The organism is Wenxinia saemankumensis, from assembly GCF_900141735.1.
GTDB lineage: Bacteria > Pseudomonadota > Alphaproteobacteria > Rhodobacterales > Rhodobacteraceae > Wenxinia > Wenxinia saemankumensis.
This window is the reverse complement of the sequence record NZ_FQYO01000001.1, coordinates 211,624-236,243: the sequence shown is the minus strand read 5'-3', so window position 1 is coordinate 236,243 and position 24,620 is coordinate 211,624. Positions and strand designations below refer to the sequence as shown.

At 70.4% G+C, this 24,620-nt stretch carries 27 protein-coding genes; 15 read left to right on the top strand and 12 right to left on the bottom strand.

Annotated elements, in window-relative coordinates; translation table 11 throughout:
* Positions 1-207: 207 nt before the first annotated feature.
* Together BUE30_RS01080 and BUE30_RS01075 are read left to right on the top strand one after the other, a co-directional pair.
* Complete coding sequence (locus tag BUE30_RS01080; RefSeq protein ID WP_073325830.1) at positions 208-984, top strand: 3-hydroxybutyrate dehydrogenase; 777 nt, start codon at positions 208-210, stop codon at positions 982-984.
* Positions 985-988: 4 nt separating this feature from the next.
* Positions 989-2,029, top strand: coding sequence for a patatin-like phospholipase family protein (locus BUE30_RS01075; protein ID WP_244526243.1), 1,041 nt, complete (start codon positions 989-991; stop codon positions 2,027-2,029).
* Between the two features lie 19 nt (positions 2,030-2,048).
* Here BUE30_RS01075 and BUE30_RS01070 read toward each other — a convergent pair whose 3' ends face one another.
* From BUE30_RS01070 to BUE30_RS01060, 3 genes are all read right to left on the bottom strand, one after another.
* Positions 2,049-2,819: a DUF502 domain-containing protein gene (locus BUE30_RS01070; protein WP_073325826.1), complete on the bottom strand. Its 771-nt coding sequence runs from the start codon at positions 2,817-2,819 to the stop codon at positions 2,049-2,051.
* A gap of 268 nt (positions 2,820-3,087) precedes the next feature.
* Entirely contained in the window at positions 3,088-3,996 is a 909-nt protein-coding gene (locus tag BUE30_RS01065) for a pseudouridine-5'-phosphate glycosidase (RefSeq protein WP_073325824.1), read from the bottom strand.
* Positions 3,993-4,886: a PfkB family carbohydrate kinase gene (locus BUE30_RS01060; protein ID WP_073325822.1), complete on the bottom strand. Its 894-nt coding sequence runs from the start codon at positions 4,884-4,886 to the stop codon at positions 3,993-3,995. Before BUE30_RS01060 ends, BUE30_RS01065 begins: the two co-directional genes overlap by 4 nt.
* A gap of 122 nt (positions 4,887-5,008) precedes the next feature.
* Between BUE30_RS01060 and BUE30_RS01055 the strand changes: the two genes are divergently transcribed.
* Positions 5,009-5,290 (top strand): excalibur calcium-binding domain-containing protein, encoded by a 282-nt coding sequence (locus tag BUE30_RS01055; RefSeq protein WP_083600984.1) that lies wholly within the window; start codon positions 5,009-5,011, stop codon positions 5,288-5,290.
* Between the two features lie 19 nt (positions 5,291-5,309).
* On the opposite strand, the gene BUE30_RS01050 is transcribed toward BUE30_RS01055, so the two are convergent.
* The 7 genes from BUE30_RS01050 to BUE30_RS01020 all read right to left on the bottom strand — a co-directional run bounded on the left by BUE30_RS01050 (position 5,310) and on the right by BUE30_RS01020 (position 12,223).
* A complete protein-coding gene (locus tag BUE30_RS01050; RefSeq protein WP_083600982.1) occupies positions 5,310-6,650 on the bottom strand; it encodes a branched-chain amino acid ABC transporter permease in 1,341 nt (446 codons plus the stop codon).
* The gene (locus BUE30_RS01045) at positions 6,647-7,660 is read right to left on the bottom strand and encodes a branched-chain amino acid ABC transporter permease (RefSeq protein WP_073325819.1); all 1,014 of its coding nucleotides are present in this window, start codon (positions 7,658-7,660) and stop codon (positions 6,647-6,649) included. The genes BUE30_RS01050 and BUE30_RS01045 overlap by 4 nt, the downstream gene beginning before the upstream one ends.
* 34 nt (positions 7,661-7,694) lie before the next feature.
* Positions 7,695-8,015, bottom strand: a complete 321-nt coding sequence (locus BUE30_RS01040; protein ID WP_073325817.1) for a hypothetical protein — start codon at positions 8,013-8,015, stop codon at positions 7,695-7,697.
* 149 nt (positions 8,016-8,164) lie between these two features.
* Entirely contained in the window at positions 8,165-9,010 is an 846-nt protein-coding gene (locus tag BUE30_RS01035) for an ABC transporter ATP-binding protein (protein ID WP_073325815.1), read from the bottom strand.
* Entirely contained in the window at positions 9,007-9,798 is a 792-nt protein-coding gene (locus BUE30_RS01030; protein WP_073325813.1) for an ABC transporter ATP-binding protein, read from the bottom strand. Before BUE30_RS01030 ends, BUE30_RS01035 begins: the two co-directional genes overlap by 4 nt.
* Before the next feature lie 71 nt (positions 9,799-9,869).
* The gene (locus BUE30_RS01025; protein ID WP_073325811.1) at positions 9,870-11,063 is read right to left on the bottom strand and encodes an ABC transporter substrate-binding protein; all 1,194 of its coding nucleotides are present in this window, start codon (positions 11,061-11,063) and stop codon (positions 9,870-9,872) included.
* Between the two features lie 146 nt (positions 11,064-11,209).
* Positions 11,210-12,223: a GlxA family transcriptional regulator gene (locus tag BUE30_RS01020; RefSeq protein WP_073325809.1), complete on the bottom strand. Its 1,014-nt coding sequence runs from the start codon at positions 12,221-12,223 to the stop codon at positions 11,210-11,212.
* A gap of 207 nt (positions 12,224-12,430) precedes the next feature.
* Here BUE30_RS01020 and BUE30_RS01015 point away from each other — a divergent pair, with 207 nt between their 5' ends.
* Entirely contained in the window at positions 12,431-13,801 is a 1,371-nt protein-coding gene (locus BUE30_RS01015; protein WP_073325808.1) for a class II 3-deoxy-7-phosphoheptulonate synthase, read from the top strand.
* A gap of 83 nt (positions 13,802-13,884) precedes the next feature.
* On the opposite strand, the gene BUE30_RS01010 is transcribed toward BUE30_RS01015, so the two are convergent.
* On the bottom strand, positions 13,885-14,547 hold the full coding sequence (locus tag BUE30_RS01010) for a PAS domain-containing protein (RefSeq protein ID WP_170865601.1): 663 nt from the start codon (positions 14,545-14,547) through the stop codon (positions 13,885-13,887).
* Positions 14,548-14,910: 363 nt separating this feature from the next.
* Between BUE30_RS01010 and gmk the strand changes: the two genes are divergently transcribed.
* Positions 14,911-15,555, top strand: coding sequence for a guanylate kinase (gene gmk, locus BUE30_RS01005; RefSeq protein ID WP_073325804.1), 645 nt, complete (start codon positions 14,911-14,913; stop codon positions 15,553-15,555).
* Positions 15,552-16,073, top strand: coding sequence for a gamma carbonic anhydrase family protein (locus BUE30_RS01000; protein WP_073325802.1), 522 nt, complete (start codon positions 15,552-15,554; stop codon positions 16,071-16,073). Before gmk ends, BUE30_RS01000 begins: the two co-directional genes overlap by 4 nt.
* A 7-nt stretch (positions 16,074-16,080) precedes the next feature.
* Here BUE30_RS01000 and BUE30_RS00995 read toward each other — a convergent pair whose 3' ends face one another.
* Positions 16,081-16,470 (bottom strand): hypothetical protein, encoded by a 390-nt coding sequence (locus BUE30_RS00995; RefSeq protein ID WP_139300438.1) that lies wholly within the window; start codon positions 16,468-16,470, stop codon positions 16,081-16,083.
* Positions 16,471-16,625: 155 nt separating this feature from the next.
* Between BUE30_RS00995 and BUE30_RS00990 the strand changes: the two genes are divergently transcribed.
* The 9 genes from BUE30_RS00990 (at position 16,626) to phoB (ending at position 24,577) form a co-directional block, all read left to right on the top strand.
* Positions 16,626-17,660 (top strand): sensor histidine kinase, encoded by a 1,035-nt coding sequence (locus BUE30_RS00990; RefSeq protein WP_073325799.1) that lies wholly within the window; start codon positions 16,626-16,628, stop codon positions 17,658-17,660.
* A gap of 73 nt (positions 17,661-17,733) precedes the next feature.
* Positions 17,734-17,862, top strand: a complete 129-nt coding sequence (locus BUE30_RS18140; RefSeq protein WP_280157044.1) for a hypothetical protein — start codon at positions 17,734-17,736, stop codon at positions 17,860-17,862.
* A gap of 6 nt (positions 17,863-17,868) precedes the next feature.
* Positions 17,869-18,198 carry a GyrI-like domain-containing protein gene (locus tag BUE30_RS00985; protein WP_083600978.1) on the top strand — a complete coding sequence of 110 codons (330 nt, stop codon included), beginning with the start codon at positions 17,869-17,871 and terminating at the stop codon, positions 18,196-18,198.
* Positions 18,199-18,387: 189 nt separating this feature from the next.
* On the top strand, positions 18,388-19,458 hold the full coding sequence (locus BUE30_RS00980; RefSeq protein ID WP_073325796.1) for a substrate-binding domain-containing protein: 1,071 nt from the start codon (positions 18,388-18,390) through the stop codon (positions 19,456-19,458).
* A 76-nt stretch (positions 19,459-19,534) separates the two neighbouring features.
* Complete coding sequence (pstC, locus tag BUE30_RS00975) at positions 19,535-20,992, top strand: phosphate ABC transporter permease subunit PstC (protein ID WP_073325794.1); 1,458 nt, start codon at positions 19,535-19,537, stop codon at positions 20,990-20,992.
* Entirely contained in the window at positions 20,989-22,347 is a 1,359-nt protein-coding gene (pstA, locus tag BUE30_RS00970; RefSeq protein ID WP_073325792.1) for a phosphate ABC transporter permease PstA, read from the top strand. The genes pstC and pstA overlap by 4 nt, the downstream gene beginning before the upstream one ends.
* A 17-nt stretch (positions 22,348-22,364) precedes the next feature.
* Entirely contained in the window at positions 22,365-23,162 is a 798-nt protein-coding gene (gene pstB, locus BUE30_RS00965; protein WP_073325791.1) for a phosphate ABC transporter ATP-binding protein PstB, read from the top strand.
* 10 nt (positions 23,163-23,172) lie between these two features.
* Entirely contained in the window at positions 23,173-23,883 is a 711-nt protein-coding gene (gene phoU / locus BUE30_RS00960) for a phosphate signaling complex protein PhoU (protein ID WP_073325789.1), read from the top strand.
* Between the two features lie 4 nt (positions 23,884-23,887).
* Positions 23,888-24,577, top strand: coding sequence for a phosphate regulon transcriptional regulator PhoB (gene phoB, locus BUE30_RS00955; protein WP_073325787.1), 690 nt, complete (start codon positions 23,888-23,890; stop codon positions 24,575-24,577).
* The last annotated feature ends 43 nt before the right edge of the window (positions 24,578-24,620 follow it).

Sequence of the window (24,620 nt, the reverse complement as noted above, 5' to 3'; positions counted from 1 at the left end):
CGCCCCCGGCGAATCCCGCGGGGGGCCGGCAGCGATCCCGCCCGCTGCCCGGCGATTGTTTCCATATCGCGGCCCGAACGTGTCGAAATTGAGGCAGGTTCGGGACGCCGCCGTGACCCTTGCGACGGGCGCGTCTTCTGCACTGCAGCGCTTCACAGGCGCCGCGGGAGGGCTATGATCGGCGCGACCGACCCAAGGAGCGCTCCCATGTCCCGTCTGACCGGCAAGACCGCCATCGTCACAGGCTCCAATTCCGGCATCGGCCTCGGCGCCGCCCGGGCGCTGGCCGCGGCGGGGGCGGACGTCGTTCTCAACTCCTTCACCGACCGGGACGAGGATCACGCGCTGGCCGCCGACATGGCGGCCGAGTTCGGCACCGCGGTGCGCTACATCAGGGCCGATCTGTCGAAGGGCAAGGAGGCGCGCGCCCTGGTCGAGCAGGCGGGCCGCTGCGACATCCTCGTCAACAATGCCGGCATCCAGCACGTCGCGCCGGTCGACCAGTTCCCGGTCGAGAAATGGGACGCGATCATCGCGATCAACATGTCCTCGGCCTTTCACACGATCGCGGTCGCGCTGCCGATGATGCGGCAGGCCGGCTGGGGACGGATCGTCAACATCGCCTCGGCCCACGGGCTGCGCGCCTCGCCCTACAAGTCCGCCTATGTCACGGCCAAGCACGGGATCCTCGGCCTGACCAAGACCGTCGGACTGGAGACCGCGAAGGAGCCGATCACCTGCAACGCGATCTGCCCCGGCTACGTCCTGACCCCGCTGGTCGAGGCGCAGATCCCCGACACGGCGAAGGAATACGACATGGGCGAGGACGAGGTGATCGAGAAGGTCATCCTCGCCAAGCAGCCGTCGAAGGACTTCGTCACGGTCGAGCAGATCGGCGAGGCGGTGCTGTTCCTCTGCTCCGCCGCGGGGGACCAGATCACCGGCACCTCGCTCGCCATGGATGGCGGCTGGACGGCGGCGTGACGCCGTGGCGAATCCGGTCCGCCTGACCCTCGCCCTGCAGGGCGGCGGCGCCCATGGCGCCTTCACCTGGGGCGTGCTCGACCGGCTGCTGCAGGAGGACGGGATCGAGATCGCGGCCGTCTCCGGCACTTCGGCCGGGGCGCTCAACGCCGTCGCGCTCAAGGCCGGGATGGTCGCGGGCGGGGCCGAGGGGGCGCGGGCCGCGCTGGCGCATCTCTGGGGCCGTGTCGGCGCGGTCGAGGATCACTGGGCCTCGGACTGGCTGGCCGCCCTGGCGCCGTCGGTGCCGATGATCGCCGAGGCGACCCAGTATTCGCCCGCCTGGCTCGGCCTCGACGCGCTGTCGCGCATGAGCTCGCCCTACGTGTTCGGCGAGATGATGAAGAACCCGCTGGCCCGGATCCTCTCGGATCTCGATTTCGACGCGATGGACCACGCCTCGGCCCCCGCGGTGTTCCTGGGGGCGACGAACGTGCGCAGCGGCAAGTCCCGCGTCTTCTCGGGGGACGAGATCACGATGCAGGCGGTCATGGCCTCGGCCTGCCTGCCAACGCTGTTCCGCGCGGTCGAGATCGAGGATCCCGCAACTGGAGAGGTGGAGGCCTACTGGGACGGCGGCTATACCGGCAATCCGCCGCTCCATCCGCTCTACGCGCCCGACCTGCCCGACGATCTCGTCGTGGTGCAGATCAACCCGATCCGCCGCGACGAGCTGCCAAGGGACAGCCAGCAGATCGCGAACCGGATCAACGAGATCAGCTTCAACTCGGCGCTCCTGCGCGACCTGCGCGCGATCGCCTTCGTCCAGCGCCTGATCGAGAGCGGCGCCGTGGCCCGGGGCGCGATGAAGCATGTGCGTGTCCACGTCATCGCCAACGACGTGCTGATGAACGAGCTGAACGTGGCGACCAAGACGATCCCGAACCCGGTCCTGCTCGCCCGGCTCAAGGCGGCCGGGGAGGAGGCGGCCGGGGGTTTCCTCGCCGCGCATCGCGGCGATCTCGGCCACCGGGGCACCTGCGACCTGCGGGCGATGTTCGGCTGACCCGACCTTGCGCCCGGGATCAGGAGGCGCGCGCCCGCCCGCGATCCGCCACCGGCAGGGCCTGCGCGCCGGGGGCCGGCGCCTCGCGGTCGGCGGGATAGACGAGCCCGGCGGAGATGACGAGCTTCGCCGCGTCCTCGACCGTCATGTCGAGCACGATCACCTCGGACCGCGGCACGAAGAGCAGGAAGCCCGAGGTGGGGTTCGGCGTCGTCGGCAGGAAGACCGTGAGCAGGTCCTCGGCATCGACGCGCCGCCGCACCTCGCCCTTTGCGGAGGTCGAGATGAAGGCCACGGCCCAGACCCCGCGCCGGGGATACTCGACGAGGCAGGCATTGTCGAAGCTGCTCTCCTGCTGGGCGAAGACCGTCTCGGCGATCTGCTTCGCCCCCGAATAGATCGACCGCACGACCGGCATCCGCCCGACCAGGCTCTCGCCGGTGCGCAGCAGCGACCGGCCGAAGAAGCCCTTGGCCAGCCAGCCGATGATGACGGTGAAGATGAGGAAGACGACGACGCCGACGCCGCGGATGTTCACCGTGATCCAGTCGTCCGGTCCCCGCCCGAGGATGGAGTTCACCAGCTGCTCGGGATGCCATTGCCGCGGAACGAAGGGCATGACGAAACCGTCGACCCAGCCGACCACGGTCCAGATCAGCCAGACGGTCAGTCCGATCGGGGCGATCACGACCACCCCGGCGAGGAAGTTGTTGCGCAGGCCCCCGAACAGGCCACGGCGGCGGGGCGGCGGCGGCGGCGGCAGGGGCTCGGTCAGGTCTGGGCGTGTCACGGGAGGGGGCGGCTCTGGCCGGGGCGGGATCGACCTACAGATATGCCGCCTTCGGGGGGCTCACAATGGCCGGCGGCCGCCAGGCCATCCCGCCCTCCCGCGAAGCCGCGCGACCGGCGCGAAACCGGGCAGAGAGGGCGGATGCCGGGCGATCCCCGCCCGCCCGGCCTCTCGGCCCCGGGGCTGGCGCCCGGCCTGCCGCTTCGCAGGGAATGCAGATACCTCGGCCCCGGGCCGCAACCGGCCCGGACGTCCGAGAATGGAGCGTCTAGTCCGCCAGCCCCTTCGCGATCTCCGCCCCGAGGCGCGCATTGTTCAGCACCAGCGCGATGTTCGCGGTCAGGCTGCGCCCCTCCGTCAGGTGGAAGATCCGGTCGAGCAGGTAGGGCGTGACGGCCTTGGCCGCGATCCCGTCCCGCGCCGCATCCTCGAGCGCCTGCTCGACGATCGGACCGATCACGTCGCGGCCGATCTCGTCCTCCGGCGGGATCGGGTTCACGACGAGCTGCCCGCCCGGCAGGCCGAGCGCGCCGCGCATCCGGTGCGCGGCCGCGATCTCGGCCCCGGTCTCCATCCGCAGCGGGGCGGGCAGGTCCGAATCGCGCGACCAGAAGGCGGGGATGGCGTCCTGGCCATAGGCGATCACCGGCACGCCCAGCGTCTCCAGCACCTCGAAGGTCTTGGGCAGGTCGAGGATCGCCTTCGCCCCGGCCGCCACAACGGTGACGGGGGTCTGCGCCAGCTCCTGCAGGTCGGCGCTGACGTCCCAGCTCTGCTCCGCGCCCCGATGGACCCCGCCGATCCCGCCGGTGGCGAAGACGCCGATCCCCGCGAGACGGGCGGCGATCATCGTCGCGGCCACGGTCGTCGCCCCGGTCCCGCCGCGCGCCATGCAGGCGGCGAGGTCGGCGCGCGAGAGTTTCGCCACGCCCTGCGCCTCGCCCAGCCGGTCCAGCTCGGCTTCCGTCAGCCCGACATGGAGCGTGCCGTCCAGCACCGCGATGGTGGCCGGTATTGCGCCGCCCGCGCGGATCGTCGCCTCGACCCGGCGGGCCGTCTCGACGTTCTGAGGAAAGGGCATGCCGTGGGTGATGATCGTCGATTCGAGCGCGACGAGGGGGCGGCCGGCGGCGCGGGCCTCGGCGACCTCGGGCGAATGGGAGAGGGGCAGGGTCATGAGGCGGGATCTCCGGAAACGTAGTCGGCGGCGGCCTTCAGCGCCCGGGCGAGGGCGGCGTCGGGATCGCGCCCCTCCCGTTCGCTGGCGATATGGGCGGCCATGAAGGTGTCGCCCGCGCCGGTCACGCGGGTGACGAGGACCTCGGGCGGCTGGGCGGTGAGGCATCGCTCGGGCGTCGCCTCGGCGGCCATCGCGCCGCCATTCGTGACGAGCGCCCGCGCGGCGCCCCGCGCGACGAGGGCGCGGGCGGCATCCTCGGCCCCGTCGAAGCTCTCGTGGCAGAGCAGGCCCGCCTCCTCGAGATTGACGTAGAGCGTCGCGCCCGGATGGCCGAGCAGGGCGAGCAGCCGCTCGGCCTTGCCGGGGCTGGCGGGGGCCACGCGCAGGTCGGCGGCGGCGAAGAGCGGCGAGCGCGCGATCTCGTGCAGCAGCGCCTCGGTCAGGTTGCCGTCCAGCGCGACCGGCCCGTCCCAGGGGGTCGCGGCGGTGCCGAGGCGGCCGTCCTCGAGCGGGGCGAGGATGCGCGCGCCCGCCCGCTCCAGCGAATGGGCATCGGCCACGGCGGCGATCAGGCCGTTGCCCCCCTCGATCGCCATGTAGCGATCGGTGGGCAGGTCGTCCGAGCGGTAGACATGGGCGGTCTCCAGCCCCATCGCCCCGGCCCGGGCCAGCAGCTCGTCCCCTTCGGCGTCGCGGCCGACGACGGTCAGCAGGGCCGGGCTCATCGCGTAGCGCACCAGGGTCATCGCGATGTTCATCGCGACCCCGCCGGGCAGGCGGACGATGCGCCCGGGCACGTCCGAGCCGACGCGCATATGGGCGGGCGTGCGCCCGATGATGTCCCACAGGACGGCGCCGATGCAAAGGATGTCGGGACGGTCTGTCATGGGGGGGCAATGGGCGAGGCGGGAGAGACGGTCAAGGCGTCGGCGACCGCGATGTCGGAGATAGGCAGGCCCGCCCCGGGACGTTAACAATTTCTTAACCTTGATCCGACGGGGACCGAAGCATGATTCGCGCGTTCTGCCTCGCCCTTTCCCTGTCGCTTCCGGCAGTGGCGTCTTCCGCCGACGAGGGGCCGGGCCGGGAGGTCGTGCCGGCGACGCTCGATCACCCGCTTCTTGCGCCCTTTCTGACAGCGCAAGCCTTCGACTGCCGCAACCTCACCTGCGGCCAGATCTCGAGTTGCGCCGAAGCGTGCTACAAGCTGATACAATGCGGCCATACGGCACGCGATGGAGATGGAGACGGAATCCCCTGCGAAAGCCTCTGCTCCCGCCGCTGCGAGTGAGGCGGCGGCGGAGCGGGGATCACCGCTCCGGCAGCAGGCCCCTCGGCGAGAACCGCAGCACCAGCAGCAGCACCAGTCCCATCGTCAGGAGGCGCATGTGGGCGGCGGCGTCCTGCAGGTGGTCCTTCAGCCACAGCCCGTCCGGCATCGGGGCGGTGATCGCGCCCATCAGCCACAGGCCCATCGGCTCGACCATGACCCAGAGCCACCAGATCAGCATGCCGCCCAGGACCGCGCCGAAATTGTTGCCCGACCCGCCGACGATGACCATGACCCAGATCAGGAAGGTGAAGCGCAGCGGCTGGTAGGTGCCCGGCGTCAGCTGCCCGTCCAGCGTCGTCATCATCGCCCCCGCGATGCCGAGGATCGCGCTGCCGAGGATGAAGATCTGCAGGTGGCGGCGGGTCACGTCCTTGCCCATCGCCTCGGCCGCGACCTCGTTGTCGCGGATCGCGCGCATCATCCGCCCCCAGGGCGAGTTCAGCGCCATCTGCGCCAGCCACAGCAGGATCAGCAGGACGGCCGCGAAGAGCAGCCCGTAGAGCCCCTTCACCCAGAGGGTGGAGGCCGTGACGGGGTCGAGGCCGAGGCTCGCGGCGCGGTCCACGAAGCCCTGAGAGGCCTGCAGGTCGACCTCCAGCGGCACCGGCCGGGGCAGGCCCGAGACGTTCTTCACGCCGCGCGCCAGCCAGTCCTCGTTCTTGAGGATCGCGATTATGATCTCGGCGATGCCGAGCGTGGCGATGGCGAGGTAGTCCGAGCGCAGGCCGGGGGCGATCTTGCCGATGATCCAGGCCCCGCCCGCCGCGACCAGCCCGCCCACGGGCCAGGCCAGCAGGATCGGCAGGCCGAGGCCGCCGAGATACCCCGTCGAGGCCGAATCGACCGATTCCACCGCCGCGACGGCCGGGTCGAGGACCGCGCGGTAGAGGAAGAACCCGCCCACCAGCACGGCCAGCATCGCGAGCGTGCGCGCCCGCCCGGGCGACATCCGTCCCCAGAGCAGCACCGCCGCGACCACGGTTCCCGCCCCGAGCGCCAGGCCCGCCATCAGGCGCAGCCCGCCCGCCGCCCAGGCCTCGCCCGTAGGGGGCATGGCGACCAGCACGCAGGCCAGGCCGCCGAGCGCGAGGAACCCCATCACCCCGATGTTGAAGAGCCCCGCGAAGCCCCATTGCAGGTTGACGCCGAGCGCCATGATCCCGCTCACCAGCCCCATGTTCAGGACCGTGAGCGCGACGTTCCAGCTCATCGTGGCGCCGGTGATCGCCAGCAGCGCGGCCATCCCCGCGAAGAGAATGGCGCCGCGCGCCCAGCCGCGCTCCACGCCCTCGTGTCTCGTGTCGGTGACGGCGCTCATACGCTTTGCCCCTTGAAGAGGCCCGTGGGCCGGAACAGCAGGACGAGGATCAGGATCGCGAAGGAGACCGCGAACTTGTAGTCGGTGGAGAGCAGCTGGACGAGGCCGGACGGCTCCAGCGCCTCGGTCGGGGCGAGGTATTCCAGCACCTTCTTCCAGGCATAGGTGATCCCGACCTCGGAGAAGGCGATGACGAAGCCGCCGACCACCGCGCCGACCGGGTTGCCGAGCCCGCCGACGATGGCGGAGGCGAAGATCGGCAGCAGGAGCTGGAAGTAGACGAAGGGCTTGAACGACTTCTCCAGCCCGTAGAGCACGCCCGCCGTGGTGGCGAGGGCGGCGACGATGATCCAGGTCACCATGACCACCCGCTCGGGATTGATGCCGGAGAGCAGCGCCAGATCCTCGTTGTCCGAGAAGGCGCGCATCGACTTGCCGGTGCGGGTGCGGTTCAGGAACCAGAACAGCAGCGCGACCGCGATGGCCGCCGTGACCAGCGTGATGAGCGTCGGCAGGCGCAGGACCAGGGGCTCGTCGAGGCCCGTCGCGTCGCGGAAGCTGCGCGCGTCGATGACGAAGCGCGCCCCGTCCGCGAAGTTCTGGTCGTCCACCCCGATCATGAACCGCACGACGCCGTTCATCACGAACATCACGCCCATCGAGACGATCACCAGGATCACCGGCGCGGCCCGCTGCCGTCGATAGAAGCGGTAGATCACCTTGTCGGTGCCCAGGACGAAGAGCGCGCAGCCCGCGATGCCGAGGGGCAGGGCGAGCAGGGCCGTCGGCAGCGGCCCGAGCGTCACGCCCAGCCCCTGGAAGGCCCAGGTGAAGAAGATCGCGATGGTCGTCCCGAAGGCCATCGTGTCGCCATGCGCGAAGTTCGAGAAGCGCAGGATGCCGTAGACCAGCGTGACCCCCAGCGCGCCGAGGGCGAGCTGCGAGCCGTAGGCCACGGCGGGGATCACCACGTAATTGGCAAGCGCCACGAGCGCGTTCAGAAGTTCCATCAGGCGCGGGCCCCGGATCGGATGGTCATGCGCGTCAGCCCTCCTCGCAGGACAGGTATTCGGTCGTGGTGGACAGCTCGTCCCCGGCGATCCTCTGGCGGACCAGCATCATCGAGGAGGGGCCCGACGGAAAGAGCCAGGCGCTGTCCTGCGCGCTCTCCTCCCACTGCCAGGGGCCGAGCGCGGTGGAGGTCATCGCCGGAAAGGTGCGCCCGTCGATCGTGACATCCCAGTAGGAGGCAGAATCCGACGTGCCGGTGGGGGCGAGCGTGACCTCGCGGTCGCCCGCGCCTGCCCTGCAGGTGCCCGTTTCCGCCTCGCAGGCCGTGGTGACGGCGCATCGCAGCTCCACCACCGCGCCCTCCGCCTGCGCGGGCCCCGCCGCGAGCGCAGCCAGGACACCCGGCCAGGCCGGAGGGCGAGCGGCTCTTATCTTGCGCCAAATACTCCCGCCGGAGGCTCCCCCCGCCTCCGCCCGCGCCCCGCCCGGACGTCGCCGCATCCTCATCCCCCCAGGAAGGTCCGGCGCACGACCGGATCGGCCAGCAGCTCCGCGCCGGTCCCGGTATGGGCGTTCGCGCCCTGGACCAGCACGTAGCCGATATCGGCGATCTCCAGCGCCTGCCGGGCGTTCTGCTCGACCATCAGGATGGTCACGCCGGTGCGCGCGACCTCGATGATCCGGTCGAAGAGCTCGTCCATCACGATGGGCGACACGCCCGCCGTCGGCTCGTCCAGCATCAGGACCTTCGGCTGCGTCATCAGCGCCCGGCCCACGGCGACCTGCTGTCGCTGCCCGCCCGAGAGTTCGCCCGCATTCTGGCGGCGCTTCTCCTTGAGGATGGGGAACAGGTCGTAGACCTGCGCCATCGTGCCCCGGATGTCGTCGCGCCGCAGGAAGGCGCCCATCTCGAGATTCTCCTCCACGCTCATCGAGGGGAAGATGTTCGATGTCTGCGGCACGAAGGCCATGCCCTTCGCCACCCGGTCCTGCGGGGACAGGTGGGTGATGTCCTCGCCGTCGATCACCACGCGGCCCGCGCGCAGGGTCAGCATGCCGAAGACGGCCTTCATCGCCGTGGACTTGCCCGCCCCGTTGGGGCCGACGATCACGGCGATCCGGCCCCTGTCGACGGCGACGGTGCAGCCGTGGAGGATGTCCGCGCCGCGTCCGTAGCCGCCGGTCATCCCCTCGCCGGCGAGGAAGGCGGTGCCGGCGGCACTCGCCGCCGCGCCGCCATCGGCCGCGGGCCCCGTCCCGGCGATGTCGCCGGACACGCCGCCGAGCGGTTCGTTCGACTTGGTGATCGACCGGTCGTTGTTGCCGCGGCTGCCATAGGGATCGCTCATGCCGTCGCCCCCGCCGCTGCGTCCTTGTTCTTCAGCCCCGTGCCCAGATAGGCCTCGATCACGCGCTCGTCGGCCATGATCTGGTCGGCCGACCCTTCCGCCAGCACGCGGCCCTCGGCCATGACGATGACGGGATCGCAGAGGCGCTTGATGAAATCCATGTCGTGTTCGATCACGCAGAACGTGTAGCCCCGCTCGCGGTTAAGGCGCACGATGGCGTCGCCGATCGTGTTGAGCAGGGTGCGGTTCACGCCCGCGCCGACCTCGTCGAGGAAGACGATGCGGGCATCGACCATCATCGTGCGGCCGAGTTCCAGCAGCTTCTTCTGTCCGCCGGACAGGTTGCCGGCCTTCTCGTCCTTCAGATGCGAGATCGTGAGGAAGTCGAGCACCTCGTCGGCCTTGCGCAGCAACGCCTCCTCCTCCCGCGCGATGCGCGATCGGGCGAACCAGGCGTTCCACAGCGTCTCGCCGGCCTGGCCGGGCGGCACCATCATCAGGTTCTCGCGCACGCTCATCGAGCCGAACTCGTGCGCGATCTGGAAGGTGCGGAGCAGCCCCTTTCCGAAGAGAGCGTGCGGCGGCAGGCCGGTGATGTCCTCGCCCGCCATGGTCACGCGGCCCGACGTGGGCGACAGCCGGCCGGCGATCACGTTGAACAGCGTGGTCTTGCCGGCGCCGTTCGGCCCGATCAGGCCCGTGATCGTGCCCGCGCGGATCTCGAGGCTCGCGCCGTCGACCGCGTGGAATCCGCCGAAATGCTTGTGGAGGTTCTCGACCCGGATCAAGGACTTGTCCTTCGCACCTAAAGCCACGGGCGACCCCGGGAGGGGGCCGCCCGCGCCTGTTTCTCAGCCGATCAGCGGAAGTTCACGGTCTCGATCGAGCCGTCCGTGAACTCGACCTCGCGGAAATTGCCCGCGCTCTCGCCGCCCTCGATCAGCTCGACCGCCGTCGCGCCGACATAGTCGATGTCCTCGCCGGCGGCGATCAGCTCGAGCGCGCGGCCGAGCTGGCCGGGCAGGATCTCTTCGCCGGGGGCGTTGGCGAGATCCATGATCGTGGCCGAGACGGCGGCGCTGTCGGTCGACCCGGCGGCGGCCATGCCAAGCATCATCAGCGCGGCGGCGTCGTAGCTCTCCCCGGCATAGGCGCCGGTGCCGTCGAACCCGGCCTCGGTGGCGAGGCCCTGGAACGTCTCGGCGCCCGCGCTGTCGGTGCCGGGCAGGGTGCCGACGGAGGTCTCGAGGCCCGAGCCGAGCTCGTCCACGATCACCTGTCCGACCATGCCGTCGGGCAGGAAGAAGGCGTCGAAGGCGCCGACATCGAGGGCGTTCTGGATGATGCCCTTGCCGCCCTGGTCGGTATAGCCGGCCACGACCAGCATCTCGCCGCCCGCGGAGGCGAGCGCGCCCACCTCGGCCGAATAGTCGGCCTTGCCGTCCTCGTGGCTGGCCGAGATCGTGACGGTGCCGCCGGTCTCCTCGAAGGCCGCGGTGAAGGCGTCGGCGAGGCCCTGGCCGTAATCGTTGTTGGTGTAGGTCAGGGCGACCTCGGTGATCCCGCGCTCCTGCAGGACCTCGGCCATCACAACGCCCTGCCGGGCGTCGGACGGGGCGGTCCGGAAGAACAGGTTGTCGTCCTCGGCATCGGTCAGGCCCGGCGAGGTGGCGGAGGGGGAGATCATCAGCACGCCGTTCGGCCGCGCGACGTTCTGCAAAATCGCGCCGGTCACGCCCGAGCAGTCCGCGCCCATGATCGCGGCGACGCCATCGGTGGTCACCAGGCGCTCGGCCGCGGCGGTGGCGGCGGCGCTGTCGATGCAGGTGCTGTCGGCGCGCACGGGCTCGACCATGCGGCCCTCCAGCAGGCCGCCGGCCTCGTTCACCTCGGCGATGGCCAGCTCGGCGCCGGCCGCCATGGCGGGCGTGATCGATTCCAGCGGGCCGGTGAAGCCGAGGATGATTCCGATCCGGACCGGATCGGCATCCTGCGCGGACACGGCCCCGGCGACGAGCGCGGTCGCGGCGGAAGCGAGAAGGATCTTCTTCATGGGGTCTCTCCCTGATGTCTGTCGACGACGCCTTGGGCGGCGTTCTGCGCGGGACGCTATGCAATGGCCCAAACGGGGGCAAGCGGCTTCATGCCGAAGGGCGCGCGACGTTGCGGCCGGCGCCTTCGCCGAGGCCGCGCAACGCCCTAGAGACCCGCCGCTGCGTCCTTCGACGCGTGGCTGCCCCGCTCGCGGTAGGGGGTGGTCGCGTAATGCGCCCGGTAGCATTTCGAGAAATGCGACGGCGAGGTGAAGCCGCAGGCGAGCGCGACGTTGATCACGCTCATGTCGGTCTGCATCAGCAGGTTGCGGGCCCGGGCGAGGCGCAGCTCCATGTAGTAGCGCTTGGGGCTGCGGCTGAGATAGCGGCGGAACAGCCGCTCGAGCTGGCGGGTCGACATGTCGACCTCCTGCGCCAGGACGGCGGGCGAGATCGGGTCCTCGATCGCCTGCTCCATCCGCTGGATGACGCGGCTGAGCTTGGGGTGGCGCACGCCGATCCGGGTCGGGGTGGAGAGGCGCTGCGTGTCCTGGTCGGTGCGGATCGAGGAGTAGATCAGCTGGTCGGCCACCGCGTTGGCCAGATCCTCGCCCCAGTCGTCGGCGATGATCTTCAGCATCATGTCGATCGAGGCGGTGCCGCCGGCCGTCGTGATCCGGTTGCCGTCGACCGCGAAGACGGCCTTGGTCAGGAGCACGTCCTCGAACTCCTCGGCGAAGCTGTCCTGGTTCTCCCAGTGGATCGTCGCGCGCTTGCCGTCGAGCAGGCCGGCCTTCGCCAGCGTGTAGCCGGCGGTGCAGAGACCCGCGATCGGCAGGCCGCGCCGCGCCTCGCGCCGCAGCCAGCTGACGACGCGCTTCGTCGTCGCCTCCTGCACGTCGATGCCGCCGCAGACCATCACCGTGTCGTCGCGTCCAAGTTCGTCGAGATCGCCCTGCAGGCGGAACGAGATCCCGGCCGAGCAGGCCATCTCGGTCCCGCCCTCGCCGATCAGCCGCCAGGTGTAGAGCTCGCGCCCCGCCATCCGGTTGGCGATCCGCAGCGCCTCCACCGCGCTGGCGAAGCAGAGCATCGTGAACCGCGGCAGCAGCACGAAGACGAAGCGCCGGGTGCGCGAGGGGTCGGCGGTCAGGGCGACGGGATCGGGAAGCTGGTCCATGGGCACATCGGGTCATTGGCCGCGGGCGGCGCCCCGGACTGACGCGGAGAGCAACAGGTTTGCCGCGCGCCCGCAAGGGCCGACCGCGCCGCCTTTTGCCATTGGCCCCGCGACGGGGCCGCCCTATAAGGCGGGTTCCGCGCGGCCGGCCGGGGAGGGCCGGGCGCGCAGACCCTGGGAGCGAACGACAGAGCCGGAGCGAGACCGATGAGCGAGTGGCAGAAATCCGATTGGCGCACCAAGCCGCGGGTGCAGATGCCCGACTATACCGATGCCGAACGGCTCGGCGCGGTTGAGCGCAAGCTCGCCTCCTATCCGCCGCTCGTCTTCGCCGGAGAGGCGCGCAAGCTGCGGGCCGAGCTGGCGAAATGTGCGAGGGGCGAGGCGTTCCTCCTGCAGGGCGGCGACTGCGCCGAGAGCTTCGCCGAGTTCGGCGCCGACGGCATCCGCGACACGTTCAAGGTCATGCTGCAGATGGCGATGGTGCTGACCTTCGGCGCCAAGGTGCCGGTGGTGAAGGTCGGCCGGATGGCGGGCCAGATGGCCAAGCCGCGCTCGGCCCCGACCGAGGTGATCGACGGGCAGGAGCTGCCCTCCTACCGGGGCGACATCGTCAACGGCTTCGACTTCACGCCCGAGGCGCGCATCCCCGATCCGGACCGCATGCTGCAGGCCTATACGCAGGCCGCCGCGACGCTGAACCTGCTGCGCGCCTTCTCGACGGGCGGTTTCGCCGACGTGCACCGGGTGCATGCCTGGACGCTCGGCTTCACCGACAGCGACGAGGCTGAGAAATATCGCGACATGGCCGGCAAGATCGGCGATGCGCTCGATTTCATGACCGCCGCCGGCCTGACGGGCGAGCGCAATCACGAGCTTCAGACCGTCGACTTCTACACCAGCCACGAGGCGTTGCTGCTCGAATACGAGGAGGCGCTGGCCCGCGTCGATTCGACCTCCGGCAGATGGCTGGCCGGGTCGGGCCACATGATCTGGATCGGCGACCGCACCCGCCAGCCCGACGGCGCGCATGTCGAGTTCTGCAAGGGCGTGCAGAACCCGATCGGCCTGAAATGCGGCCCCTCGATGACCAGCGGGCATCTCAAGGCGCTGATGAACACGCTCAATCCCGGCAACGAGGCCGGCCGCCTGACGCTGATCGCCCGTTTCGGCGCGGGCTCGGTGGGCGAGCATCTGCCGCGCCTGATCCGCGCCGTGCAGGAGGAGGGGGCCAACGTCGTGTGGTCCTGCGACCCGATGCACGGCAACACGATCAAGTCCTCGTCGGGCTACAAGACGCGGCCCTTCGACAGCGTCCTGCGCGAAGTGCGCGAGTTCTTCGCGGTCCACGCGGCCGAGGGGACGATCCCGGGCGGCGTGCATTTCGAGATGACGGGCAAGGACGTGACCGAATGCACCGGCGGCGTCCGGGCGGTCACGGACGAGGACCTGTCCGACCGCTACCACACCGCCTGCGATCCCCGGCTCAACGCCTCGCAATCGCTGGAGCTGGCCTTCCTCGTGGCCGAGGAGCTGTCCGCCCGGCGTACCGAACTTGCGGCGGCCGCCCTGGCTTAACGCCCTGTCAGGATTCGTCTGCGAAAATGGGCCCCGGAGCGATCCTCCGGGGCCCTTCTTCCGTCGCGCCCCCGCCGCCGGGCTCAGGAATTGTCCACCACCAGCCGCAGATGGCCGCGGCCGGGTGGGGTGGCGGGCCGCGCCGGGACGGCATCCTCCCGCGGGGTGTCGAAGGTCAGGGGCTGGATCACCGGCGACAGCGCGGGGTCGCGGCGGATCGGTGCGGCGGGGTCGATGGTGAAGCGGCGGCCACCGCGGCCGATCTCGCCCTCGGTGATCATCGCGCCGAGCGCGCGGGTCACGCCGCCGTCGCGGTCGGTCAGCGGCAGCAGGAGCAGGCGCCCGGTCATCAGCGGCCGGCCCAGGCCGCGGGGCGAGGTGATGGCGAATTCCATGATCGCGGGATCGTCGAAGACCGCGTCGACATGCGCGCCCAGCACCTCGCGCCCCTCGGGCAGGAACAGAGCGGAGAGCGGCATGCCCCGCACCTCCATCCCCAGCGCGTCGGACAGGCGCGATCCGGCCACCCGCAGCCGCAGGATGCCGGGGCCCACGCGCTCCACGATGAAAGAGTGCGGCAGGCAAGCGTCGATCCGGGCGGGGTCGACATCGGTCCGCGCCGGCAGCCGGTCCGCGGCGCGGATCTGCTGCCAGTAGCGCTCCATCTGGACCAGGATCGCCCGCATCCGCGCCGCTGCCTCGGCGCGTGTCTCGGCATCCGTGCCCCTCCGTATCCCACCAATCATTGGCCCTGTCCTCTTCAGTTCTGCTCGCCCGTTCACCCCCGATTCACCTAGCGCCATATTCCTGCCATTTCCCGGCTCGATTTTACTGAGGGTTAACGCCTCGGGCGCATTCCCGGGGGGCAGGGCGCAGGAAACGAAAGATCCCGGGGCCTTGTCCGGCCCGACGCGCGTCACGGCGGGACGGCGGAATTCCGCTGCCTGACGGGCCATGCCCCGGAAACGCCGCGATCGGGGCCGCCCCTTCTCCCGGCCGGCGCGCCTCGCGACCCTGCCGCGTGACGCGCCGGCCGCCGGGCTGCGGCCTTGACCCCGGGCCCGTCCTGCCCGAGACCGGCGCCACCGAACCCAGCGGGAGACCGACCCTTGAGCGCACGGCGGGGCCTACTCATCATCCTGTCCTCGCCCTCCGGCGCGGGGAAATCGACTCTCGCCCGCGGCCTGCGGGACTGGGATCCGACGATCCGCTTCTCGGTCTCCGCCACGACCCGGCCGCCCCGCACGGGCGAGGTCGACGGCCAGGACTACTACTTCGTCACCGACGAGACCTTCCGCCGGCAGGTCAAGGACGGCGAGATGCTCGAGCATGCCCGCGTCTTCGGCAATTACTACGGCTCCCCGCGCGAGCCCGTCGCCCGCTCGGTCGAGATCGGGCAGGACGTGCTCTTCGACATCGACTGGCAGGGCGCCGACCAGATCGCGCGCTCCAGCCTGCGCGAGCAGGTGCTGTCGATCTTCATCCTGCCGCCCTCGATCCACGAGTTGCGGCGCCGCCTGATCCAGCGTGGCCAGGACAGCGACGAGGTGATCGAGGCCCGGATGCGCAAGTCCTGGGACGAGATCAGCCATTGGCAGGGCTACGATTACGTTCTGGTCAACGACGACGTGACCGAGACGCAGGACCGCCTGCGCGCGATCATCACGGCCGAGCGTCTGCGCCTGCCGCGCCAGCCCGGAATCGGCCGGCACGTCACCAAGCTGCAGGACGAGTTCGAGGAGACGGCGGGATGATGTACGACCTGGACGGCGCGCGGCCCCATCTCGACCCGACCGCCTGGGTCGCGCCGGGCGCGCACGTGATCGGCAAGGTGATCCTCTCCGCCCATGCCTCGGTCTGGTTCGGCGCGACGATCCGCGGCGACAACGAGCCGATCACCGTGGGCGAGGGGTCGAACGTGCAGGAGAACTGCGTCTTCCACACCGATATGGGGTATCCGCTGACGATCGGCGCCGATTGCACGATCGGCCACAAGGCGATGCTGCACGGCTGCACGATCGGCGACGGCACGCTGATCGGCATGGGGGCCACGGTGCTGAACGGGGCGGTGATCGGGCAGGGCTGCCTGATCGGCGCTGGGGCATTGGTGACCGAGGGCAAGCGCATCCCCGACGGCTCGCTCGTGCTGGGCGCGCCGGGCCGTGTCGTGCGCCCGCTCGACGACGAGGCGATCGCCGCCCTTCGCGCCTCGGCCGCGCATTACCGCGAGAATGCCCGCCGGTTCCGGGCGGGCCTGCGGCCGCTGGACTGATCGGGGATCAGCGGCCGGCCTTCAGGATCTCGAAGGCGAAACCGGGATGCCGCGCGCGGATCTCGTCCGCGATCATCCCGGCATGGCCGATGCCGGTGGCGACGGCGAAGAACTGTCCCGTGAAGCCCGCCGCCTCGAGCAGCGCCGCGATCTCGGCGGCGTCGAGCGCGTCGCCCGACAGCCGCGCCAGTACGACCCGGGGCGCCAGCTTCTGCAGGGTGGCGACGTCGAGGGACCGGGCGGACCGCACGGCGAAGGGGCCGGCCCCGAGGGACGCCTCCAGGCCCCGCACCGCTCGTGTCAGGCCCGGCGCCGAGACGCCGGGACGATCCGCGATCAGAAGGATGGGCGGGCCGGTCGGAGAGGCCGCCGGAACCCCGCGACACGGCGTCGACATGGGTCAGGACTTCGGTTGGCGTCCGTTCATTCTACCAGAGGATGTGGGCGCGCGATAGCCTCGGCGTTCCACTCCGTTCAGGGCCCGGCCGCAGCGGGGACCGCGCCCGTCCTGCGGTCTTGAGCCCCGCGCCGTTCGACGGCTAAGCATCGGCCATGACCACGCCGGCGCACCTTCTCTCGGCCCTTCCGATCCCCGCGCTGCTCATCGGCGCGGACGAACGCGTCGCGGCGCTCAACCCGGCCGCGGCGGCGCTGCTGCCCAATGCGGGGGAGGGCCGGCACTACATCACCGCCCTGCGTCAGCCCCCGGTCCTCGACGGGATCGAGGCGGCCCTGCGCGGGGGGGACTCGGCCCGGGGCCGCTATCTCGGCCATGGGCCGGGCGGGGACACGGTCTGGGCCTTCACCGCCGCGCGGGTGGGGCCAGGGCCGGCCGCGCCGGTGCTGGTCTCGTTCGAGGACACGACCGAGCTCGAGAATGCAGGCCGGATGCGCCGCGATTTCGTCGCCAATGTCAGTCACGAGCTGCGCACCCCCCTGACGGCGCTGCTCGGCTTCGTCGAGACGCTAAAGGGCGCGGCGAAGCGCGATCCAGCGGCGACCGAGCGCTTCCTCGGGCTGATGGAGCGCGAGGCGACACGGATGTCGCGTCTCGTCGCGGACCTGCTCTCGCTCTCGCGGCTGGAGAAGGACGAGCGTGTCCGCCCCGTGGCCCCCGTGGCGCTGCGCGGGCTGATCCGGGCGACGCTCGAATCGCTCGATCACGTCGCGGGGGCCGAGGCGGTGACCCTTGTCACCGACCTGCCGGAGGAGGAGATCCGGATCCCCGGCGACGAGGGCCAGCTCGGCCAGGTGATCGCCAACCTCGTCGAGAACGCGATCAAGTATGGCGGGCGGGGCGGCACGGTCACGGTGCGCCTGACCGCGCCCGCGCCCGAGCCGGCGCTGCGGGTGCCCGGCGTGCGGCTGGAAGTGTCGGATACCGGGCCCGGCATCGCCGCCCACCACATCCCGCGGCTGACAGAGCGGTTCTACCGCGTCGACAACCACCGCTCGCGCGAGGTGGGGGGAACCGGGCTCGGCCTCGCCATCGTCAAGCATATCGTCTCGCGCCATCGCGGGCGGCTGCGGGTCGAGAGCGCGCCGGGGCAGGGCACGACCTTCACCGCGATCCTGCCCGCCTCCTGACGCGCGGGGGGCAGACGGGCGGCGCCGCCGGTGCCAGGACGGCGGCAGGACCGGATCGCAAGGAGCTGCCCCGATGACCGACGACGCCGCCACGGCCGTCACCCTGCCGGAGCCTGAGCGGCGCCACTTCGCCGGGCTCACGCTGCGAGGCTATTCCCTCGACCTGGCGCAGGCGGGGGCCGCCGCGATCCCCGCGCTCTAGGCGCGGCTGACATCGGCGCTGCCCGCCGCGTCGGGCGACGGCTATGGGGTGTGTTACCAGTCGGGCCCGCTGCGCTACCTCGCCGCGATGGAGCATCCGGGCGAGGGCGCGCCCGCCGACCTGGAGCCCGTCGTGATCCCGGCCGGGGATTACGCGGTCTGGACCTTCGACGGGCATGTCTCGGGGATCCGGCCCTTCGTGATGGCGATCTGGCACCACGGGATTCGCGAGGCCGGGTTCACCCCGCGCCCGGCACCGGAATTCGAGCGCTACGGGGCCGATCACGACGCCGAAACGGGGACCGGGCGGGTGGGGATCTGGATCCCCGTCGCCTGATCCGGCCGCCTTACGGGCTACAAGTCCCTGGCAGGAATAGCCTTTGAGAAAAGAACTGGCCGCACCGGCCCACTGTCATAAAACCCTTACAAAAACGTCACAAAAGCTTGGGGCAGGGCGCCTAGACGGGCGGCGACGGTCACGCCAGGGGGGCGGGCCGCTGACAGACAATCCCGACGGGAGACTTCCATGTCCTTCACCAAGATCTCGGTGTCCGCGCTCGCGCTGGCCGCTGTCGCCACCGGCGCCGCCGCCCAGGACCGCGACAACGTCCAGATCGCCGGTTCCTCGACCGTGCTGCCCTACGCCTCCATCGTCGCCGAGGCCTTCGGCGAGAACTTCGACTTCCCGACGCCGGTCGTCGAATCGGGCGGCTCCTCCGCCGGTCTCGCCCGCTTCTGCGAGGGTGTCGGCCCGAACCAGATCGACATCGCCAACGCCTCGCGCCCGATCCGCGAGAACGAGATCGAGACCTGCGCCGCCAACGGCGTGGAAGAGATCATCGAGGTCCGCATCGGCTACGACGGCATCGTCTTCGCCAGCCAGATCGACGGGCCGGCCTTCGATGCCTTCGTTCCCGCCCAGTGGTGGGCCGCGCTGGCCGCCGAGCACCCGATGGACGGCGGGATGACCGCCAACGGCCTGTCGAACTGGTCCGAGGTGAACGCCGCGCTCGAGGGCATGGGCATGACCGACCTGCCCGAACTGCCCGAGGCAGAGATCCTGGCCTTCATTCCCGGCACCCGCCACGGCACCCGCGAAGTCTTCGAGGAGAACGTCCTGCTGCAGGGCTGCGAGGATGCCGGCGCCTATGACGCGATGATCGAGGCCGGCCTGTCCGAGGACGACGCCGAAGCCGCCTGCATGTCGGTCCGCACCGACGGCGCCTCGGTCGACATCGACGGCGACTACACCGAGACCCTGGCCCGCATCTCGTCCAACCCGAACGGCGTCGGCGTCTTCGGCCTGGCGTTCTACGAGAACAACACCGACAGCCTGAAGGTCGCGACGATGTCCGGCGTCGAGCCGAACACCGACACCATCGCCTCCGGCGAGTACCCGGTCTCGCGTCCGCTGTTCTTCTACATCAAGAACGCGCATATCGGCGTCATCCCCGGCCTGCAGGAATACGCGTCCTTCTTCGTGTCCGACCAGCTGGCCGGCCCGAACGGCCCGCTCGCGAATTACGGCCTCGTCTCCGACCCCGAGCTGGCGGCGACGCAGGCGGCTGTGGCCAACCGGACGCTGATGGGCCACTAACGACCTGACCTCAATGCGGCCGGCGGGGGCGAAGGGCCCCCGCCGGTCCATTCACGAAAGAAGGGGTGGGGGCCTCATGCCGATCTTCTGGCTCATCCTGGCGGTCCTCGCCATCGCGGTCGCAGGGTTCCTAGGGGCGCGTCACCGGGCGCTGTCGCTCGCCGGGGCCGACCGCCGCTCGCTCCACTCGCTGCCGAACTATTACGGCTGGTCCGCCGCCATCGCGGCGATGCTGCCGGCCTTCGCCATGCTCGCGCTTTGGGTGGTGCTGCAGCCGATCTTCCTCAACATGCGGGCCGCGCCGCTGCTGGAGATGGATGCCGGCGGCGCCGCCGCCCTCGCCATGGCCGATGTGCGCCGCGTGGCGAACGGCCTCGCCCTCGGCCTGTCGAGCGGGGTGCTGACCCCGGACCAGGTCGCCTCCATCACCCCCGAGGAGGTCCGCTCCACCCTCGGCGCGATCGGGGTCGCGCTCGGCTCGGAGGTGTCGCCGCAGACGCTGGCCGCCGCAGAGGTCTACCGCGCGGGGCAGAGCGCCGGCACCGCCGCCATGTCGGTCGTGGTCCTCGCGCTCGCCGTCGCGGGCGCCGCCTGGATCTGGCTGCGGACCCGGCCCGAGACGCGGGCCCGCAACGGGGTCGAGCGCGTGATGCGCTACGCGCTCCTCTCCGCCGCGCTGATCGCGATCCTCACGACGCTCGGCATCGTGCTGTCGCTGATCTTCAACACCGTGAAGTTCTTCGGTCTCTACCCGGCGGACGAGTTCCTCTTCGGCCTGACCTGGAGCCCGTCCTTCGGCGGAGGTTCCACCCTCGGCTTCGTGCCGCTGCTCTGGGGTACGCTCTACATCAGCTTCGTGGCGCTGATCGTGGCGGTGCCGATCGGCCTGCTGGCCGCCATATACCTGTCCGAATACGCGACGAGCCGCGTCCGCTCGATCGCCAAGCCCGCGCTCGAGATCCTGGCCGGCATCCCGACCATCGTCTACGGCCTCTTCGCGCTGGTGACGGTGGGCCCGTTCCTGCTCGACATCTTCGGGGCGGGGGGCGTGCTGGGGGTGAGCTGGATGCGCGGCGCCACGGCCGTCATGACCGCGGGCCTGGTGATGGGGATCATGCTGATCCCCTTCGTCTCCTCGCTGTCGGACGACATCATCAACGCGGTCCCCCAGGCGATGCGCGACGGGTCCTACGGCCTCGGCGCCACCCAGTCCGAGACGATCCGCCAGGTGATCCTGCCGGCGGCGCTGCCGGGGATCGTCGGCGCGATCCTGCTGGCCGCCAGCCGCGCCATCGGCGAGACGATGATCGTCGTGCTGGGGGCAGGGGCCGCGGCGCAGCTGTCGATGAATCCCTTCGACGCGATGACGACCGTCACGGCCAAGATCGTCAGCCAGCTGACCGGGGATGCCGACTTCTCGTCGCCCGAGGCGCTGGTCGCCTTCGCGCTCGGCATGACGCTCTTCGTCATCACGCTGGCGCTCAACGTCTTCGCGCTCTGGATCGTGCGCCGCTACAGGGAGCAGTACGAATGACCGATTTCGGCGCCACCGGCAGCCACCCGCACGAGTTGCGGCGGGGCCGCTCGCTCTTCGATCTCGACGACCGCACCCGCCGCCGCAACCGCTCGGAAGGGGCGTTCCGCTGGCTGGGGATCGGGGCCATCGCGCTCTCGATGGTGTTCATCGTGATCCTGCTCGGGACGATCGTCGCCCGCGGCCTCCCGGCCTTCACCCAGACGACGATCACCATCGAGGTGCCGCTCGACGCCGCCGTGCTCGACCCGAACGGGACCGGCGATCCCGAGGTGATCCGGTCGGTCCTGACCTTCGGCTACGCGCCGCTGATCGAGCGGGGCCTCGCCGGCACTGTGGCCGCGACGGGAGTCGAGACCGAGCTGACGTCGAGCCAGCTGCCGCAGCTGCTCTCGCCCGGGGTCGCCGCCACGCTGCGCGACATGGTCGCGGCGGACCCCTCCCTCGTCGGTCAGACCGTGCAGGTCGAGGCGCTCGCCTCCGGCCGGGCGGACGGCTACCTCAAGGGGCGCGTGACGCGCGAGAGCCTCGCCCGCGACACCAATCTCTCGCCCGCCCATCTCGACGTGCTCGACGCGCTGGTCGAGCAGGACCTGGCACGGCGCGCCTTCAACTGGGACTTCATCCTCGGCGCCGACGCCTCCGAGAGCCGACCGGAGGAGGCGGGAATCGGCGTGGCGATGATCGGCTCGTTCTACATGATGCTGACCGTGCTGCTGCTGGCGCTGCCGATCGGCGTCGCGGCCTCGATCTATCTCGAGGAATTCGCCCCGCAGAACCGGCTGACGGACCTGATCGAGGTGAACATCTCGAACCTCGCCGCCGTGCCGTCGATCGTCTTCGGCATCCTCGGCCTCGCCGCCTTCATCCAGTTCGCGCACCTGCCGCAATCGGCGCCGCTGGTCGGGGGCCTGGTGCTGACGCTGATGACGCTGCCGACGATCATCATCTCGACCCGCGCGGCGCTGAAGGCGGTGCCGCCCTCGATCCGGGACGCCGCGCTCGGGGTAGGGGCCTCGAAGATGCAGTCGGTCTTCCACCACGTCCTGCCGCTCGCCATGCCGGGGATCCTCACGGGTCTCATCATCGGGCTCGCGCAGGCCCTGGGAGAGACGGCGCCGCTGCTGCTGATCGGGATGGTCGGCTTCATCGCCTCGAACCCGCCGGACGGTTTCATCGACGGCTTCGTCTCGCCCAACTCGGCGATGCCGGCGCAGATCTACGAATGGGCGAAACGCGCCGACCCGGCCTATTACGAGCGGGCCTGGGGTGGCATCATCGTGCTGCTGCTGTTCCTGCTGGTGATGAACGTGCTGGCGGTGCTGCTGCGGCGGCGCTTCGAGCGGCGCTGGTAGGAAAGGGCAGGGACGCCATGTTCGACAACAGGATCAGCGAAAGACGCACGATGACGAACGAGATCAAGATCCGGGCCGAGGGCGTGGACGTCTATTACGGCGACAACCACGCCATCAAGGACGTGTCCGTCGACATCTCCGACAAGATGGTCACCGCCTTCATCGGGCCGTCCGGCTGCGGCAAGTCGACCTTCCTGCGCTGCATCAACCGGATGAACGACACCGTGGCCAGCGCGCGGGTCGACGGGACCATCCTGCTCGACGGCGAGGACATCTATGACAAACGGGTCGATCCCGTGCAGCTGCGCGCCCGTGTCGGCATGGTCTTCCAGAAGCCGAACCCGTTCCCGAAATCCATCTATGACAACGTGGCCTACGGGCCCAAGATCCACGGCATGGCGAAGAACAGGGCCGAACTCGACGAGATCGTCGAGAAGGCGCTGAAGCGCGCCGCGCTCTGGGGCGAGGTCAAGGACCGGCTGGCCGCCCCGGGCACCGGCCTGTCGGGCGGGCAGCAGCAGCGCCTGTGCATCGCCCGCGCCGTCGCCACCGAGCCAGAGGTGCTGCTGATGGACGAGCCGTGCTCGGCGCTCGATCCCATCGCGACCGCGCAGGTCGAGGAGCTGATCGACGAGCTGCGGCAGGATTACTCGGTCGTGATCGTCACCCATTCGATGCAGCAGGCCGCGCGGGTCAGCCAACGCACCGCCTTCTTCCATCTCGGCCACCTCGTCGAGTTCGACGAGACCGACCGCATCTTCACCAACCCGACCGATCCCCGGACGGAAAGCTACATTTCCGGCCGGATCGGCTGAGGAGGGCCCCATGAACGACCAGCACATCGCCTCCGCCTACGACCGCGACCTGGAATCGCTGCAGGCGCTGATCCTCAAGATGGGCGGCCTCGTCGAGGCGGCGATCCACGACGCGTCGAACGCGCTCGAGGCGCGCGACGTCGAGAAGGCCGAGGCGGTGCGCCGCGGCGACAAGGCGGTCGACGCGCTCGAGGACCAGGTCAACGACGAGGGTGCCCGCGTGATCGCGCTGCGCGCCCCGGTCTCGAAGGATCTGCGCATGATCCTCGCCATCATCCGCTTCGCCGGCGCGCTGGAGCGGGTCGGCGACTACGCGAAGAACATGGCAAAACGCGTTGGAACCCTTAGCGAATTGCGCCCCGTCGAGGGGACCGAGGTGATGATCCGCCGGATGTCGCGCGAGGTCGAGGGCATGCTGCGCGACCTGCTCGACGCCTTCGTCCGGCGCGACGCGGAACTGGCCCGCGACGTGATCCACCGAGACGGCGATGTCGACCAGATGTACAACGCGCTGTTCCGCGAGATCCTGACCTACATGATGGAGGATCCGCGCCACATCACCGCCTGCATGCACCTGCATTTCATCGCCAAGAACACCGAGCGGATGGGCGATCTCGTCACCAACATGGCCGAGCAGGTCGTTTATCTCGTCACCGGCGAGCGGCCGGACGACGAGCGGGTCAAGAAGGACCAGACGCCCTACATGACGGCGCCGGAGTGAGATCATGGCCGGCCCTCAGCCCCATATCCTCGTCGTCGAGGACGAACCCTCGCAGCGCGAGGTCCTGACCTACAACCTCGGCGCCGAGGGCTTCCGCATCACCGCCGCCGAGACCGGGGACGAGGCGCTGCTCGCGGTGGCCGAGGACGTGCCCGACGTGATCGTTCTGGACTGGATGCTGCCCGAACTGTCCGGGATCGAGGTCTGCCGCCGGCTCAAGGCACGGGCCGAGACGCGGGACGTGCCGATCATCATGCTCTCGGCCCGGTCCGAGGAGGTCGACCGCGTGCGCGGGCTCGAGACAGGGGCCGACGATTACGTGGTGAAGCCGTATTCGCTGGGCGAGCTGATGGCCCGGGTCAAGACGCAGCTGCGCCGCTCCCGGCCCGCCAGCGTCGGCCAGGTCCTCGGCCACGACGACATCGAGCTCGACGGCGAGACGCATCGCGTGCGCCGCGCGGGCCGCGACGTGAAGCTGGGCCCGACCGAGTTCCGGCTGCTGGCCACCTTCCTCGAACGGCCCGGCCGGGTCTGGAGCCGCGAGCAGTTGCTCGACCGGGTCTGGGGGCGCGAGGTCTATGTCGACACGCGCACCGTCGACGTCCATGTCGGGCGGCTGCGCAAGGCGCTGATGGCGAACGGCGAGACCGACCCGGTTCGGACCGTGCGCGGCGCGGGCTACGGCATCGGCTGACCGCTCTGGCGGCGCGGGGACGATCATCCTATCTGCCGGGGAC